Annotated in this window: 11 protein-coding genes; 2 read left to right on the top strand and 9 right to left on the bottom strand. The window is 70.7% G+C overall.

Going from position 1 to position 14,774, the window contains the following annotated elements; genetic code table 11:
• Complete coding sequence (locus ACZ516_RS06160) at positions 1-1,149, top strand: adenine nucleotide alpha hydrolase family protein (RefSeq protein WP_230904478.1); 1,149 nt, start codon at positions 1-3, stop codon at positions 1,147-1,149.
• A 9-nt stretch (positions 1,150-1,158) separates the two neighbouring features.
• Positions 1,159-3,687, top strand: a complete 2,529-nt coding sequence (locus ACZ516_RS06155) for a type I polyketide synthase (RefSeq protein WP_469008774.1) — start codon at positions 1,159-1,161, stop codon at positions 3,685-3,687.
• A gap of 91 nt (positions 3,688-3,778) precedes the next feature.
• On the opposite strand, the gene ptlI is transcribed toward ACZ516_RS06155, so the two are convergent.
• The 9 genes from ptlI to penM all read right to left on the bottom strand — a co-directional run bounded on the left by ptlI (position 3,779) and on the right by penM (position 14,772).
• Entirely contained in the window at positions 3,779-5,152 is a 1,374-nt protein-coding gene (ptlI, locus tag ACZ516_RS06150; protein WP_361087907.1) for a pentalenene oxygenase, read from the bottom strand.
• A gap of 40 nt (positions 5,153-5,192) precedes the next feature.
• On the bottom strand, positions 5,193-6,203 hold the full coding sequence (ptlA, locus tag ACZ516_RS06145) for a pentalenene synthase (RefSeq protein ID WP_469008773.1): 1,011 nt from the start codon (positions 6,201-6,203) through the stop codon (positions 5,193-5,195).
• Between the two features lie 145 nt (positions 6,204-6,348).
• On the bottom strand, positions 6,349-7,362 hold the full coding sequence (locus ACZ516_RS06140) for a polyprenyl synthetase family protein (RefSeq protein ID WP_469008772.1): 1,014 nt from the start codon (positions 7,360-7,362) through the stop codon (positions 6,349-6,351).
• On the bottom strand, positions 7,359-8,258 hold the full coding sequence (gene ptlD / locus ACZ516_RS06135; RefSeq protein ID WP_469008770.1) for a neopentalenolactone/pentalenolactone F synthase: 900 nt from the start codon (positions 8,256-8,258) through the stop codon (positions 7,359-7,361). Before ptlD ends, ACZ516_RS06140 begins: the two co-directional genes overlap by 4 nt.
• A 34-nt stretch (positions 8,259-8,292) precedes the next feature.
• Positions 8,293-10,047 (bottom strand): neopentalenolactone/pentalenolactone D synthase, encoded by a 1,755-nt coding sequence (gene ptlE, locus ACZ516_RS06130; protein WP_469009602.1) that lies wholly within the window; start codon positions 10,045-10,047, stop codon positions 8,293-8,295.
• Positions 10,048-10,064: 17 nt separating this feature from the next.
• Positions 10,065-10,892, bottom strand: coding sequence for a 1-deoxy-11-beta-hydroxypentalenate dehydrogenase (gene ptlF / locus ACZ516_RS06125; RefSeq protein ID WP_469008769.1), 828 nt, complete (start codon positions 10,890-10,892; stop codon positions 10,065-10,067).
• 99 nt (positions 10,893-10,991) lie between these two features.
• Positions 10,992-12,446, bottom strand: coding sequence for an MFS transporter (locus ACZ516_RS06120; RefSeq protein ID WP_358588883.1), 1,455 nt, complete (start codon positions 12,444-12,446; stop codon positions 10,992-10,994).
• 58 nt (positions 12,447-12,504) lie between these two features.
• The gene (gene ptlH / locus ACZ516_RS06115) at positions 12,505-13,356 is read right to left on the bottom strand and encodes a 1-deoxypentalenic acid 11-beta-hydroxylase (RefSeq protein ID WP_358697216.1); all 852 of its coding nucleotides are present in this window, start codon (positions 13,354-13,356) and stop codon (positions 12,505-12,507) included.
• A gap of 219 nt (positions 13,357-13,575) precedes the next feature.
• Positions 13,576-14,772, bottom strand: a complete 1,197-nt coding sequence (gene penM / locus ACZ516_RS06110; RefSeq protein WP_361087890.1) for a pentalenolactone synthase — start codon at positions 14,770-14,772, stop codon at positions 13,576-13,578.
• Between the last annotated feature and the right edge of the window lie 2 nt (positions 14,773-14,774).

Raw genomic sequence — 14,774 nt, 5'->3', positions numbered from 1 at the left:
GTGGAACCCACCATCGTCCGCTGCAAGATCTGCTCGCTCAAGGACGGGCACCCGGGGGTCGTCCTCGACGACCAGCAGGTGTGCAATCTCTGCAACCTCGATTTCGCGGGTGACCTGATCGTCAACTACAAGTACACCAACGAGGTGTTCGCCGAGTTCCAGGCGGCGCCGCCCAATCCGCGCGGCGAGTTCGACTGCCTCTTCATGTACAGCGGCGGCAAGGACAGCACGTACATGCTGGACAAGTTCGTCAACGAATACGGCAAGCGCACGCTCGCCTACACCTTCGACGTGCCCTTCGAGAGCACGCACGCCGCGCAGAACATCAAGCTGGCGCAGGAGAAGCTGCCCGCGACGTTCGTGGTGGACGCGGACGACGACAACATCAAGAAGATGATGCGGGACGTCTTCAACCGGCCGCGCCCGAAGAAGCCGGGCCAGTACCTCGACGAGAAACTGCCCTGCGTCTCCTGCCGCACGTTCTTCGTGATCCGCGCCATCCTGTACGCCTTCCGCGAGCGCATCCCCTACATCGCCCTGTGCGCCGATCCGCAGCAGATCCTCACGATGGAGTCGAACGTCAGGGAAGTGGTGCGCGGCTTCTACAAGTCCTTCGGGCCCGAGCTGGCGAGCGAACTCTTCGACGGCGAGATCGAGGAGATCCTCTTCGCCGAGGACGACGAACTCCCCAAGATCGTGTTTCCGTTCATCGCCATGCGGCACGACTACGACCCCGACCGCATGGTGGCGGAACTGAAGGAGAAGGGCCTGTACGCCTCGTCGCCCATGGAGACGCACTGCACGCTGTTCCCCCTCCTGAACTACTACTCGTTCAAGAACTGGGACTGCATGTTCTACAAGCTCAACGCGTCCAGCTACACGCGCGCGGTGAGCCGCAACAAGGACTACGACCGTTCCACCTTCAGCATCAAGTTCCCGCGCTCCCTGAACCTGCCCGAGGTCGAGGAGAAGCTGAAGAAGGTGGTCCTGGAGATAGCCGCGGGCGAGGGGGACCGCGAGGAGCATCGCGCCGCGCTGGTGGAGCTGTTCAAGCAGATGGACACCACCGACGACGGCGCGCGGTTCATCGCGGAGACGTTCTTGGACATGCGCGCGGTCGCGGCGGACCTCGGTATCAAGGTGGGTTGAGGAGAAGACATGAACGACCAGCGGACAGAGCAGCAGGAATTCGAGGCCCGGGACTCCGACATCGCCGTCATCGGGTTGGCGTGCCGGTTCCCCGGCGCCGACACCCCCGACGCGTTCTGGCAGGTGCTGAGCGAGGGCAGGGAGACCCTCACCTACTTCACCGACGAGGAGCTGCGCGCGGCGGGCGTCGGCGAACACCTGCTGAACGACGACCGGTACGTCAAGGCCGGGCAGGTGCTCGCGGACGCCGACACGTTCGACGCCGGTTTCTTCGGCATCACCCGGGACGAGGCGGAGCTGATCGACCCGCAGCAGCGCCAGTTCCTGCAGTGTGCGCACGAGGCCCTGGAGACAGCGGGCTACGACCCGCGCCGCGGCGAGCAGCAGATCGGCGTCTACGCCGGAGTGGGCCTCAACACCTACCTGCTGCACAACCTCGGCGAGCGCTACCGCACCGCGTCCTCCGTGGACCGCTACCGCATGATGATCACCAACGACAAGGACTTCGTCGCCACCCGCACCTCCTACAAGCTGAACCTGCGCGGCCCGAGCGTCAGCACCAACACGGCGTGCTCGACCTCGCTGGTGGCCGTCCACCTGGCCTGCCTCAGCCTCCTCTCGGGGGACTGCGCGATCGCCGTCGCGGGCGCCGCCCACATCCAGGCCGACCAGGGCGAGGGCTACCTCCACCACGAGGGCATGATCTTCTCGCCGGACGGCCACTGCAGGGCCTTCGACGCCAAGGCGCAGGGCACCGTCATCGGCAACGGCGTGGGCGCCGTGGTCCTCAAGCGGCTGAGTGACGCGCTGGCCGACGGAGACACCGTGCACGCCGTCATCAAGGGCACCGCGATCAACAACGACGGCTCGGACAAGACCGGTTACACCGCGCCGAGCGTCCAGGGGCAGGCCGCCGTCATCGCCGAGGCCCAGCAGATCGCCGAGGCTGCCCCCGAGTCCATCTCGTACGTGGAGGCCCACGGCACGGCGACCCCGCTCGGCGACCCCGTCGAGATCGCGGCGCTCAACCAGGCCTTCGGCCGCGAGGGCGGCACCCTCGCCCCGCGCTCCTGCGCGATCGGCTCCGTCAAGACCAACGTCGGCCACCTCGACACGGCCGCGGGCATGGCGGGCCTGATCAAGACGGTCCTGATGCTGCGGCACCGCACGCTGGTCCCCAGCCTCCACTTCGAGTCCCCCAACCCGGAGATCGACTTCGCGGCGGGACCCTTCCACGTCGTCACCGAGACCCGGCAGTGGCCCGAGGGCACCACACCGCGCCGAGCGGGCGTGAGTTCCTTCGGCATCGGCGGCACCAACGCCCACGTCATCGTGGAGGAGCCACCCGCCCTCCCCTCCGCTCCCGACGCCGAGGACGCCGGGCCCCGCCTCCTGGTGCTCTCCGCCAACACCCCGGCCGCCCTCGACACCGTTGCCGCCGAGCTTGCCCGCCGGCTCCGCAAGGACCGCGGCCTCGCCCTGTCCGCCGTGTCCCAGACCCTGGCGCTCGGCCGCCGCGCGCACCCCTACCGGCGCGCACTGGTCGCCACCGACGTACGGGACGCCGCGCTCGCCCTGGCCCTGGGCGACGCCGACCGGATCCTGACCGCCGACCCCACCGACGAGCGGCCCGTCCTGGACCTGGCCCCCGGCGGCGCCGAGCCGGGACACGCCTCGGCCCTCTACGAGGGGACCGCCGCCTTCCGCGAGCACTACGACCGCTGCGCCGCCGAGCTGGGGACATCCGCCGACGAACTGCTGGGCGCGCGGAGCCCGGAGGCGGACTTCGCCGTCCAGTACGCCACGGCGCGGACCCTGGCCGGCTGGGAGATCACCGCCCCCGTGGTCGCCGCCGACCGCACCGCGCTGCCCGACGCGGCGCTGCGCCTCCTCGAAGGGATCGGCGCGCAGCACGCCGCCGGCGCCGGGCGGCCCGGCATCGCCCTGCTGCCGCAGGGGCCGGCGCCCGTCGGCGCCGAGTTCCTGCTCGCTCTCGTCGGGCGGCTGTGGACGGCGGGCGAGGACGTCGACTGGGCGGCGTTCCACGAGGGCGAGCGGATACGCCGGGTGCCGCTGCCCACCTACCCCTTCGAGCGCGTACGGCACTGGATCGAGCCGCACGGCGGCACGGCACCGGCCGCAGAGCCGACCGCGCGGACGCTGCGGGACCGCTTCGCGGGGGCCACGGACGCGCAGAAGAGCGCGCTGCTCACCGAGTTCATCCGCCAGGAGATCGCCGCCGTCCTGGGCGCGCCCGACCCGCGGACCGTGGACCTCGACACCAATCTGTTCGACATGGGCCTGGACTCGCTGATCCTGATCGAGGTCATCGCCAAGCTCAGCGAGGAACTGGCCCACCCCGTGCGCTCGTCGGCCTTCGTCGAGTACCCGACGGTGCGCTCCTTCGTCGCCGACCTCAGCGGCGAACTGGGCATCGCCCCGGACACGGCGGCCGCCGCCCCCGCCGCCGCCTCCGAGGGCCGTGTCTCCCGCAGGGCCCAGCGGGCCGCCGCGCGCCGCCAGGGCGGCGCGCGGTAGCCGGTACGGCGACGCGCGGAAGGCGGTGCGGGGCGGCTGGGCCGGCGGGCTCAGCCGCCCCGCACGTCCGCGACCCGCACCGCCGTGCCCGTCACGACGCTCCCGGGGTGCGGGCGGTCAGCCGCAGGCGCAGGCGGCGCGGCTGGTACACGGTGGCGAGCGGGACGGGGCGCACGTCGACCCCCGGTTCGCAGGTGACCCGCCACTTGCTCAGGATGGTGGCGAGCGCCAGCGTCGCCTCGGTACGGGCGTAGAGGTCGCCGATGCACTTGCGGGCGCCGGTGCCGAACGCCATGAACGACTGTCGGGCCTGCGGCGTCACCCGCTCGGGCAGCCAGCGGTCGGGGTCGAACTGGCGCTCCTTGGGGAAGGAGGGCGCGTCGAGCGCGACCGCCGCCGGGCTGAAGACCACGGTGCTCTGGGCGGGCAGCCGCAGCCCCGCGACGTCGAGTTCGGTGGTGGTCAGCCGGGTGAAGAGCCAGGCGGGCGGGTACAGCCGCAGGGTCTCGGTGATGATGCGGTCGGTCAGCTGGAGCCGGGCGACGTCGTCGAACTCCGGTGCCCTGCCCGCGAGGACCTCGTCGATCTCCGCGTACAGCTCCCGCTCGATCCGGGGGTACTTCGAGAGCAGGTAGAAGATCCAGGTGAGGGTGGCCGCCACCGTCTCGGTGCCGGCCGCCATCACGGTGATGACCTGGTCGTGGATCTCCCGGTCGCCGAGCCTGCCGCCGTCCTCGTCGCGGGAGTCGAGGAGCGCGGAGAGCAGGTCGTCGTGGTCGACGCCGTCGCGGCGGTAGTCGTCGATGAGCGTCTGGGTGGTGCGGTGCAGGTAGTCCAGGTTGGCGCGGTAGCGTCGGTTGCCCGGGCCGGGCAGCTTGCGGACGGCCGCGGGCAGGAACATCTGCCGGAACAGCCCCTTGAGCACGGCGTCGAAGGCGCGCTCCACGCTGTCGGCGAGTTCCTTGCTGACCGGCGTCGAGTACAGGGTGCGGCCCACGGTGCGCAGGGCCATGCCGTACATCTCGGGGAAGGCGTCGACCACCAGGCCGTCGCTCCAGCGCTCCGCGCTCGCCTCGATCTCGGCGTGCATCGCCGACGCGTACCGCTTGAGCTGGGGGCGGGTGAACGCCGACTGCATGAGCCTTCTCTGCCGCCGGTGGTCGGCGTAGGGGCAGGTCACCAGGCCGTTGCCCGCGATGTCACGGGCGCGGTCGTAGAAGATGCCGCCCTTGTCGTACTCGTTGTCGCTGGTCAGGACGTGGCGCAGGAGGGCGGGATGGGTCGGTACGTGGGCCTCGGTGGGGCCCAGGCGTATCTTCACCAGGTCGCCGTGCCTGGCCAGCGAGGACATGAACTGCAGCGGACGGCGCATCATCTGCCAGGCGTGCCCGACCAGGGGCACGGCTCCCGGTGCGGTGCCCGCGACGAAGGTCTGCTGCTCGGTCCGGGTGGTCTGCTGGGCCATGGGGTTCTCCTCGGGAGGGTCGGGCTCGGATGGTGGTCTGTCAGCGGACGCTGCCGAGTTCTTCGAGGAACCCCTGGCGGCTCGCGGCCAGCGCGAACTCGGCGTCGTAGCGTCCCGATGAGCGGTGCCAGTCGTAGGAGCCGCGGATGACGGGCCGCACCGCGTCCAGGCGGTAGCGTTCGACGGCCTCGCGCTCGTCCGCGGAGAGGGAGAAGGCGTCGCAGACCTTGGGCAGGATGCTCTCCAGGAGCAGGAACTCCTCCAGACGTACGCGCACCTCCTCCTGCATATGGGCGATGCTGCGGCTCTTGGGCCAGCCGTGCTCGCGCATCAGGATGAGGACCATGTTGTTCAGCTCGCCGCGTGCCTCCTCCTTCTCCAGGGAGGCGATGTCGTTGAGCAGCAGGTTGACGTCGACGGCGATCCGCAGCATCGCGGACATCACGGCACTGTCGAAGACCCGGTGCGGCACCTCGAAGTGCCCGGTGGCCTCGGCGAGGTCGACGGTGGGCTGCACGCCGATCGTGTGGCGGCGCATGGCGAGGTAGCTGCTCGCGGAGTCGCAGGGGGTGGCGTCCCGGCGGCCGTGCGCCTCGTCGACGTAGCCCTGGAAGTAGTTGCGCCAGTGCCGGGCGCTGCGGGCACACCACTCCTTCGACATCCCCTGGCAGGTGCGCCGCCAGACGTCGGCGAAGCCGTGCGCGATCAAAGGCGCGGAAGCGGGCAGCGGTCCGTCCAGGGCGGCGGCCACGACGTCGGTCAGCTGCTTGGTCTGCACCGGGTCCTCGCCGCGCGGCCCGTCGAAGAGGTCGTCGAAGAGGAAGAACCAGGACATCAGGTCGACGCCCAGGTCGAGGTCAGCGCCGCTGGTCGAGGGGTAGAAGCGGGAGGCGAGATCGGCGTAGCCGCCCTTGCGGTGGCGCTCCGCGGCGGCCTCGCTGGTGATCAGGCCGAAGGAGCGGGGCCATGCGATGTGTTCGGCCTCGGCGCGGGCGTAGTCGGGGCTGCGGCGGCCGGGCAGCGGTATGGAGAAGTCGACGTCCTGGGGCATGGGGACTCCCTGGGCTGTGGAACAGGGCACGCGGAGGTGCTCGGGGGATGAGGGGGCACCGGGGCGGCGCTGCCCCTGGTGTCGGGTGTGCGTACGGAAGTGCGGCGGGGGGCGGGGACGGAGCGGGGGAGGGGGCGGCCGGGGTTCAGACCTTCCGGTCGACGACGAACCGGCCGAGCGCGACGAGTTCACCCCGTGCTCCGGCGTCGAGGTCGACGCCGCCCAGCGCGTCCTCGGCCAGCGCCATGCGCCGGGCGGCCTCGGCCAGCGCCCAGTCCCGGCCGCCCGCGCCCTCGATCAGGCCGGCCACCCGCCGCAGCTCCTCCTCGTCGGGGTCGCCGGAGGTGGCGAGCCAGGTCGCCAGTTCGTCGCTGAGCGGCCCGTCCTGGTTCAGGGCGTGGCTCACCGGCAGGGACTTCTTGCGGGAACGCAGATCGGAGTGGACCGGCTTGCCGGTGACCGCCGGATCGCCCCAGATGCCGAGCACGTCGTCGACGAGCTGGAAGGCGATGCCGAGATGGTCGCCGTAGAGCGCGAGGGCGTCCACCGCCGCCTCCGGCGCCCCGGCCAGTACGGCGCCGATCGCGGCGCTCGCCGACAGCAGCGAGCCGGTCTTCCCGGCGGCCATGTCGAGGCACTCCTCGACCGTCACGTGCCTGCGCTGCTCGAAGCCGAGGTCCTGGACCTGACCGCGGATCAGGTGCCGGGTGGTGCGCGCGAGGAGCCGGGCGGCGGGCGCCGCAGCCGGCGAGCCGCTGTCGAGGAGCACCTCCTGGGCGAGCGCGAGCATGGCGTCACCGGTCAGTATGGCGCTGGAGGGGCCCCACAGCTTCCACACCGTGCGCCGGTGGCGACGCTCCTCGTCGCCGTCCATCAGATCGTCGTGCACGAGGGAGAAGTTGTGCACCAGCTCCACGGCGACGGCGCCGGGCAGGGCGACCTCCGGCGGTGCGCCGACCGCCTCGGCCGACAGGAGCGCGAGCGCCGGCCGTACGGCCTTTCCCGGGTCGGCGCTGGTGGGCGCGCCCCCGGCGGTGATCCACCCGAAGTGGTAGGCGGCCTGGTGGCGTGAGCGGCGGTCGAGCCGGTCGACGGCGGCCCGCAGGGCCGGGGTGAGCGTGACCCGGCTGTGGCTGAGAAAGTCGGGAGGGGCGCTCATGCGGCGACCTGCGCGCGCCAGGGGGCCGTCGGGTCGTCGAAGATGCTGACGACCTGGCGCATGACGCGCCGTTCGGCCGGGTCGAACGCCTCCTTGGCGTGGATGGTGCCGAGCTGGTCCCACATGACGATGTCCCCCGGCTGCCAGGTGTGGGCGTAGGTGAACTCGGGTCTGCCCGCGTGCGCGAGGAGCCCGTCGAGCAGCTCGCGGCTGTCGTCGGGCGCGAGATCCACGATCCGCTTGGTGTTCAGGGTGCTGACGTAGACCGACTGGCGGCCGGTGCGCGGATTGCGGGCGATCAGCGGGTGGATGGTCGAGGTGCCGTCCTCGGGCTGGATCTCCTCGGTTCGCTCACCGAGGGACACCTCGCCCTGGAGCTGCTCCTCGATGGTCTCCTCGTACCCGGTGCGCAGGGCGTGGCGTACGCGGTAGGAGTGCAGGCGCCTGCGCTCTTCGAGCGACAGCGACTCGTACAGGGCGTACATGTCGGTGAAGAGGGTCCGTCCACCACCGGAGGCCGGCACTTCCAGCGCTTCGAGGAAGCCGACCTGGGAGACGCGGGGACGGAAGGAGTAGTCGGTGTGCCAGTCCATCCACGCGGCGTCGCCGACGCCGATCTTGCGGCCGTCCTCCACCAGGTTGGAGACGATCAGAATCTCGTTGTGGTCGGGGTGGGCACCGCTGGTCAGGCCGGTCTTCGGGATGTGCCCGAAGTGGCGGCCGAAGGCCAGGAACTCCTCGTCGGAGGGCCTTGGGTGGCCACGGAGGACGAGGACGAGGTGCGCGTCGAGCGCCGCCCGGATCTCCTCGGTCCGGGTCTTGTCCATGTCGCCGGTGACACGGACGCCGTCCACGACGGCGCCGAGTGCGGCGCCGGGTATCGGCGTGACGTCCATGGGCGTTGCCGCCTTTCGCAGAAGGGTCGGGTGGTCAGCGCAGTTCGAGGCCGGCGAGGTCGCCCGCCGCGCGCCAGCGCCTGAGGATGTTGACGAACTCCACCGAGCCGCCGCCGTAGCTGGAGTTGAGCCGGGGCATCGCGCTCGGGTCGCCCTCGTTGTTGTAGAGGCCGGGGGTGCAGTTCTCCAGGAAGTCGAGGTCGTTGCTGGCGAGCCGGAGGATCTCCTCGACCCACTCCTTCTCGGCGGCCTCCGACGCCTCCACGACCCGGTGTCCGCGCTCCTCGACGCTCTTGACGATGTACGCGAGGTGCCGGGTCTGTTCGCCCAGCATGTAGGCGATGTTGACGTGCCGGCCCGCCTGGATCTTGGAGAGGATGAAGCAGTTGGGGAAGCCGTTCACCTGGAGTCCGTGCAGGGTGCGTGCCCCGTCCGCCCATTTCTGCGACAGCTTCACGCCGTCGCGGCCGACGATGTCGTACCCGGCGCGCTCGGTGTAGGGGACGGCGAACTCGTGCTCATAGCCGGTGGCGAAGATCAGGCAGTCGACCGGGTACTCCCGGCCGTTCGCGACCACCCCGGCCTCGGTGAGCCGTTCCACGCCCCGCCCCTGGGTGTCGACGAGGGTGACGTTGGGCCGGTTGAAGGTGTGGAGGTAGCCGTCGTGGAAGCAGGGCCGCTTGCAGTACACGCGGTAGTACGGCTTGAGGGCGGCGGCGGTCGCGGGGTCGGTGACGACGCTGTCGATGCGGGCGCGCAACTCCTCCATCTTGAGGAAGTCCGCCCGCTCGGCCGCCAGCGCCCGCTCCTTCGGGTCGCCCCCCGTGTCGCCGGTCGGCAGGATCGCGGCGGCCAGTTTGGCCGTGGTCTGGGTCCAGCGGTCCTGGACCAGGTCCTCGTCCTGCGGGATGCCGGAGGTCAGGGCGTGGAAGTTCTCCATCCGGTGCTGCTGCCAGCCCGGTTGCAGGCTGTCCGCCCAGTCGGGCGGGGTGGGCCGGTTGCCGCGCACGTCGACGGTGGCGGGGGTGCGCTGGAAGAGGACGAGCCGCTCGGCCCACTCGGCGAGGTGCGGGGCGAGCTGGATGGTCGTCGAGCCGGTGCCGATGACGCCGACCGTCTTGTCCTTCAGCCCGGTCAGGCCGCCGGTGCTGTCCCCGCCGGTGTAGTCGAAGTCCCAGCGGCTGGTGTGGAAGGAGTGCCCGGCGAACGTCTCGAGGCCCGGCACGGCGGGGAGCTTGGGGCGGTGCATCAGGCCGATCGACATGGCCACGTACCGCGCCCGGAACAGATCCCCGCGGTCGGTGCTCACCAGCCACCTCTCGGCGGCCTCGTCCCAGCGCAGTTCGGTGACGGCGGTCTGGAAGAGGGCGTCGCGGTAGAGGTCGTACTGGTGGGCGATCCGCTGGAGGTGGGCGAAGATCTCGGGCCCGGTGGAGTACTTCTCCGTGGGTATCGTGCCGGTCTCTTCGAGCAGCGGCATGTATATGTAGCTCTCGACGTCGCAGCGCACGCCGGGGAAGCGGTTCCAGTACCAGGTGCCGCCGACGTCGCCCGCCTCGTCGATCAGCCGGATGCGGTCGAGGCCGGTCTCCTGACGCAGGCGGGCGCCGGTCAGCAGGCCGCCGATGCCGGCGCCGACGACGGCGACGTCCACCTCGTCGATGACGGGCGGGCGCTCCCGCCGCTCGGTGTACGGGTCGCGCGCGTAGCCGCTGAAGTCGCCGCGCGCGAACTGGTAGCTGCGGCCGGCGCTGCGCTTGTCGCGTTCCTGGCGGTACTTCTCGCGCACCGCCTCCAGGTCGATGGTCAGTGTTTCATCGCTTCGGTCGTCGCTCTCGGCGTGTGCCACAGCTCCTCCTCGGGGGAAGGGGGCGGAAGGGAGACATGACGCCATACGTCGTCGAACTGATCACGCAGCCGCAGCGGGGCGTCGGAGTTGCTGAAGAGGTAGAAGCGGTCGGAGCCGAGGGCCTCCCACACGAGTGAGGCGACGTCCTCGGCGCTCACGGAGGTGTCACCGCCCGCGCCGCGCGGCGCGGTCAGGCCCTGGACCATGGGGGTGTCGACCCGTCCCGGGCACAGCACCGACACCCGGATCGGGGTGTCCCGCAGATCGGCGCGCAGGCTGCGGGCGACCGCGAGGTCGGCGTGCTTGGAGGCGGCGTAGGCGGCGCTGCCCGCGCCGACGGCGAAGGCGGACATCGAGGCGGTGTGGATCAGGTGGGCGGACCTGCCGCGCTCGAGGAGCGGCGGGATGAAGGCGCGGGACACCAGGACGTGCGCCCAGTGGTTCGCCTCGAAGACCTGCCGCATCCGCTCCAGCGGCACCTCCCACAGGGGCTGTCCCACGGGGCCGAGGACCCCGGCGTTGTTGCAGACCACGTCGATGTCGCCGAGCACGTCGAACGCGGTGTCCGCAAGGCGTGCGACGGCGTCCGGGTCGGTCAGGTCGGCGCTCACCGCGGTGACCTTCGCGCCGCGCGCCGTGAGTTCGCCGGCCCGCGCGCGCAGCGCGTCACCCGCGACGTCCGCCATGACCACGGCCATGCCGGCCCGGGCGAAACGGGCGCTGAGGGCGAGTCCGATGCCGCTGGCGGCGCCGGTCACCACGGCTGTGTCCGTCCGTAACTGCACTTGGCTGCCTCCACTCCTGTGCGCGGATACGCCGAAGGACGGCGCGCCGCTGCCTGCGAGAGGGTCTGGGTCAGTACGCGTCGTGCACGGGGTGCGGCGTCACCTGGGGTCGGGGAGTTTCAGGCTGATCACGAGGACGATCACCGAACAGCACGCGAGGAGGGCGAGGACGGCCACGGCCGCCGGCATCGTCGACTGCCAGTCGGCCATGGACAGATAGAGGGTTCCGCCCACGGTCGCGCCCAGCGCGGTCGCCATCTGCTGGCTGGTCACCAGCACACCGCTGCCCATCCCGGCCTGGGCCGTGGGTACGTCGGCGAGGATCATCCGGAACAGTGTCGGCCCGGTCAGCGCGGCGCCCACGCCGTAGAGGCCGATCCCGACGAGTACGAGCGCCAGGGAGGGGTGCGGCCAGCCGAACCGGATGACCAGCGCGAGGAGCAGCAGGCCCGCACTCTGGACGCAGGCGCCCAGGGTGACGATGCGGGCGCCCAGGGCCGCCGCGATCTTCGGGGTGAACAGGGTCACCGCGAAGAACGCCACGGCGAACGGCGCCAGGCCGCCGCCGGATTCGAGGCCGTCGAAGCCGAAGTGGCCTTGCGCGACCAGTGCGTAGACGAACAGGAAGGCGCCGAAGCCGGCCGAGAACGGCACCATGGCCGCCAGGCCCCTGCGCATCCCCGGGTGGGACAGGACCGTCGGGGACAGCAGCGGTGAGCCGCCTCGCGCCTCCAGGCCGCGTTCGGCCCGGGTCAGCGCCAGCGCACTCGCCGCGGCGACCAGGAGCAGTGACCACAGCCACAGCGGCCAGCCCAGGTCGGGGCCCGCCACGACCAGGGTCAGGACGCAGACCATGGTGAGGCCGAACAGGGCGGTGCCCTTGGGGTCGAAGCCGGGCTTGGCGTCCGCCTTGGTCGCGGGGACGCGCCGGACGGCGAGCAGCGCGGCCACCCCGATCGGCACGTTGATCGCGAAGACCGCTCGCCAGCCGATGCCCGCGACGTCCAGCGAGACGAGGAGTCCGCCCAGGATCTGTCCGACGACCATGCCGAGGGCGGCGGTCGCGCCGTACATGCCGATGGCGCGGGCGCGCGCCTGACCCTGGGTGGCCGCCTGGATCGTCGCGAGCACCTGCGGTACGAGCATGGCGGCGGCGGCGCCCTGGAGCAGCCGGGCGGCGACGAGGAACTCGATCGTCGGGGCGAGTCCGCAGAGCGCCGAGGTCAGGGTGAACGCGGCGAGTCCGTAGGCGTACAGGCGGCGCCTGCCGAAAGCGTCGCCGAGCCGGCCGCCGAGCACGAGGCCGAGGGCGTAGGTGAGGCCGTAGCCGGACACCACCAGTTCCAGTGCGGCGGGGCCGCCATGGAGGTCGTCGCTGATGGGGTTCAGCGCCACGTTGACGATGGAAGCGTCCACGATGGACAGGGCGTAGCCGGTGAGCACCACCACGAGGGCGATGCCGGTGAGCCCCGCGGCGTCCGGCTCCGTACGGGCAGAGGGCTCCGGGGCCGCGTCGGACCCCTTGACGGAGGGCAGGCCCTCGCGGTTCGTCATGCGTTGTCTACCCGGGCTTTCGTGGGGGACGGTTGAGGCGCGTGCGGGGGTGAGTCGGTCATTCGGCGGTGGCGGGAGTGCCGGTGATCTTCGACAGGATGCCCTTGGAGGCGTCCTTGGCGGACTCCGGCCAGGGCGTCATGGAGTTGAACCCGCGGTGCGAGGTGGCGGGTTGGATGCGGGTGTCCATCGACATCCGCATGCCGGCCGGGGCCACGGAGACGTTCGGGATGGACTTGTGGCACATGAAGGCGTGGAAGAGGAGCACGTCACCCGGTTCCATGGGCGAGAACAGCAGCTGTTCGTCCGCGTCGAACTCCTCGGCGGGGATGCCGCGCACGGGGTGGCCGAAGCGGCGGAAGTTCTCGGTGACGACGTGCTCGCGGGGGCCCCTCTTGTGACTGCCGTCGGCGAGGGCGACGCCGCCTATGGCGGGGCTCGTCGGGAGCAGCGGTATCCAGGCGGTGCGGAAGTCCTTGTTGGGGCCTATGTAGAAGCCGTCCTGGTGCAGCGGGGTCAGGAAGCTCGGCTCCGCGGAGCCCGCGGCGGAGGGGTAGTAGCGGATCGTCGTCGACTTGAAGACGAAGACGGGCTCCCCGAAGACCTGCTCCCACAGCTTGACGGTCGTGGGGTGGTTCCACAGCTCGTCGTACTTGACGTACTCGTGCATCGCCACCTCGTCGACCGCCTCGAAGGAGTCGATGGCAAGGGTGTCGAGCGTGGTGCCGGGGGCGGCATGGCCGAGTGCGATCAGGCCCTGGAGCATCTGCTCGGCGGCGGTCCGCACCAGTTCGCGGTCCAGGGCGCCACGGAGATAGAGATAGCCGTGCTCTTCATAGAAGCGGTCGAGGGCCTCACGGTCGTCGAGAAGAGGCGCGCAGTCGACGTAGTCGCTGAAAGTGTCCGTCATGGTTCCTTGTCCTCGTGATAACTGGCGCGGGGGGAAAGGAGCGTCACACCTCCGGGCGGACCGACGGCTCGAATCGATGGACCAAGAGCCTATATAGCCCGGCGATGCATTTCCAGCCCTCAAATTGCCTGAGGGATCGTCAACTCACTTGCGGGATGCCGTGTTCGTTTCGTTCGACGGTTTCCGCTGGCGGGTGTGCGACGGTTCTGCCGATACCGCTCAGAAGGTCACCGGGATTTCGTCGAACCCGCCGGTGATCCGGTGCTCCTGCCACCGCAGGGAATCCTCGGGGACCGCGAGCCGCAGGTCCGGCAGCCGTTGGAACAGCCTCGCGAACACGGCGGTCAGCTCGATCCGGGCCAGCGTGCGGCCTATGCAGTGGCGGGCGCCGTGCCCGAACGCCAGGTGCGACTTGGGCCTGTCCCGGTGCAGATCCAGCACGTCGCCCGCGGGGTAGGCCCGCTCGTCTATGTTGGCCGCGCCGATGGCGAGCTTCACCGCGTCCCCGGCCCGGATCACCGTGTCGCCGACGGTGATGTCGCTGTGCGCGTAGCGGGGTATCAGCGCGTTGGACCCCTTGCCGCCGACGCTCAGGCGCAGAATCTCCTCGACCGCGGCCGGTGCGAGGCCGGGGTCCTCGATGAGCTGCGCGCGCTGGACGGGGTTGCGCAGCAACAGCAGTGTGCCCAGGTCGATGCGTACGATGGTTGTCTCGTAGCCGAACAGCAGCACGGCGCTGCCCAAGTCGACGATCTCCGTGTCGGACAGGGTGCCGCCCTTGGCGGTGATCAGCTCGGAGAGGATGTCGTCGCCCGGTTCGGCCCGCTTGCGCGCCACCAGCTCCATCATGTAGTCGACGACCTTCTTGAAGGTGTTCGCCGAGTGCTGGTCGTCGCTGTGGTCGAAGGTGCCTCTCGCCCACTGGCCGAACCGCTCCCGGTCGGCCAGCGGCACGCCGAGCAGATCGCAGACCACCATGGTCGGCAGCGGGAACGACAGCGCGCGGTGCAGGTCGATCGGCGGGGAAGAGGCGGCCAACTCGTCGAGCAGCTCGTCCACATGGTGCTCGATGCGGGTCTGCATGCGGCGCATCCGCTGCGTGGTGAACAGCGGGACGAGCAGCTCGCGCATCTGCCCGTGCCTGGCGAGTTCGGTGTCGCAGTCGTCCCCCGCCATCAGCGCGACCATGAAGCCTCTGGCCGCGCTCTGGGCCGACTGCTCGCGGTCGGGATTGCTGAGACGGAGCCTGCGGTCGGCGAGCAGGGTGCGCACCTCGTCGTAGCGGGTGACCAGCCAGGCGTCCTCACCGGCCGCCCGCACCTTGGTGATCGGCCCCTCCTGCTGCAGTGCGCGCATTTGGGGCGCGATGCCCATGACGGACGGATTGTCGAACGGTAGCGTCGGGAGTTCCTTCATGC

This window comes from Streptomyces sp. NPDC034037, from assembly GCF_055575715.1.
Note: the sequence above shows the minus strand (reverse complement) of the source record. Positions and strands in the feature narration are given on the sequence as shown.

Excerpts from the sequence above, each read along its gene's own strand:
- ACZ516_RS06155 (WP_469008774.1), top strand. The coding sequence starts at position 1,159 with ATGAACGACCAGCGGACAGAGCAGCAGGAATTCGAGGCCCGGGACTCC.
- ptlH (WP_358697216.1), bottom strand. The coding sequence starts at position 13,356 with ATGACGGACACTTTCAGCGACTACGTCGACTGCGCGCCTCTTCTCGAC.
- ACZ516_RS06120 (WP_358588883.1), bottom strand. The coding sequence starts at position 12,446 with ATGACGAACCGCGAGGGCCTGCCCTCCGTCAAGGGGTCCGACGCGGCC.
- ACZ516_RS06140 (WP_469008772.1), bottom strand. The coding sequence starts at position 7,362 with ATGAGCGCCCCTCCCGACTTTCTCAGCCACAGCCGGGTCACGCTCACC.
- ptlA (WP_469008773.1), bottom strand. The coding sequence starts at position 6,203 with ATGCCCCAGGACGTCGACTTCTCCATACCGCTGCCCGGCCGCCGCAGC.
- ptlI (WP_361087907.1), bottom strand. The coding sequence starts at position 5,152 with ATGGCCCAGCAGACCACCCGGACCGAGCAGCAGACCTTCGTCGCGGGC.
- ptlD (WP_469008770.1), bottom strand. The coding sequence starts at position 8,258 with ATGGACGTCACGCCGATACCCGGCGCCGCACTCGGCGCCGTCGTGGAC.
- penM (WP_361087890.1), bottom strand. The coding sequence starts at position 14,772 with ATGAAGGAACTCCCGACGCTACCGTTCGACAATCCGTCCGTCATGGGC.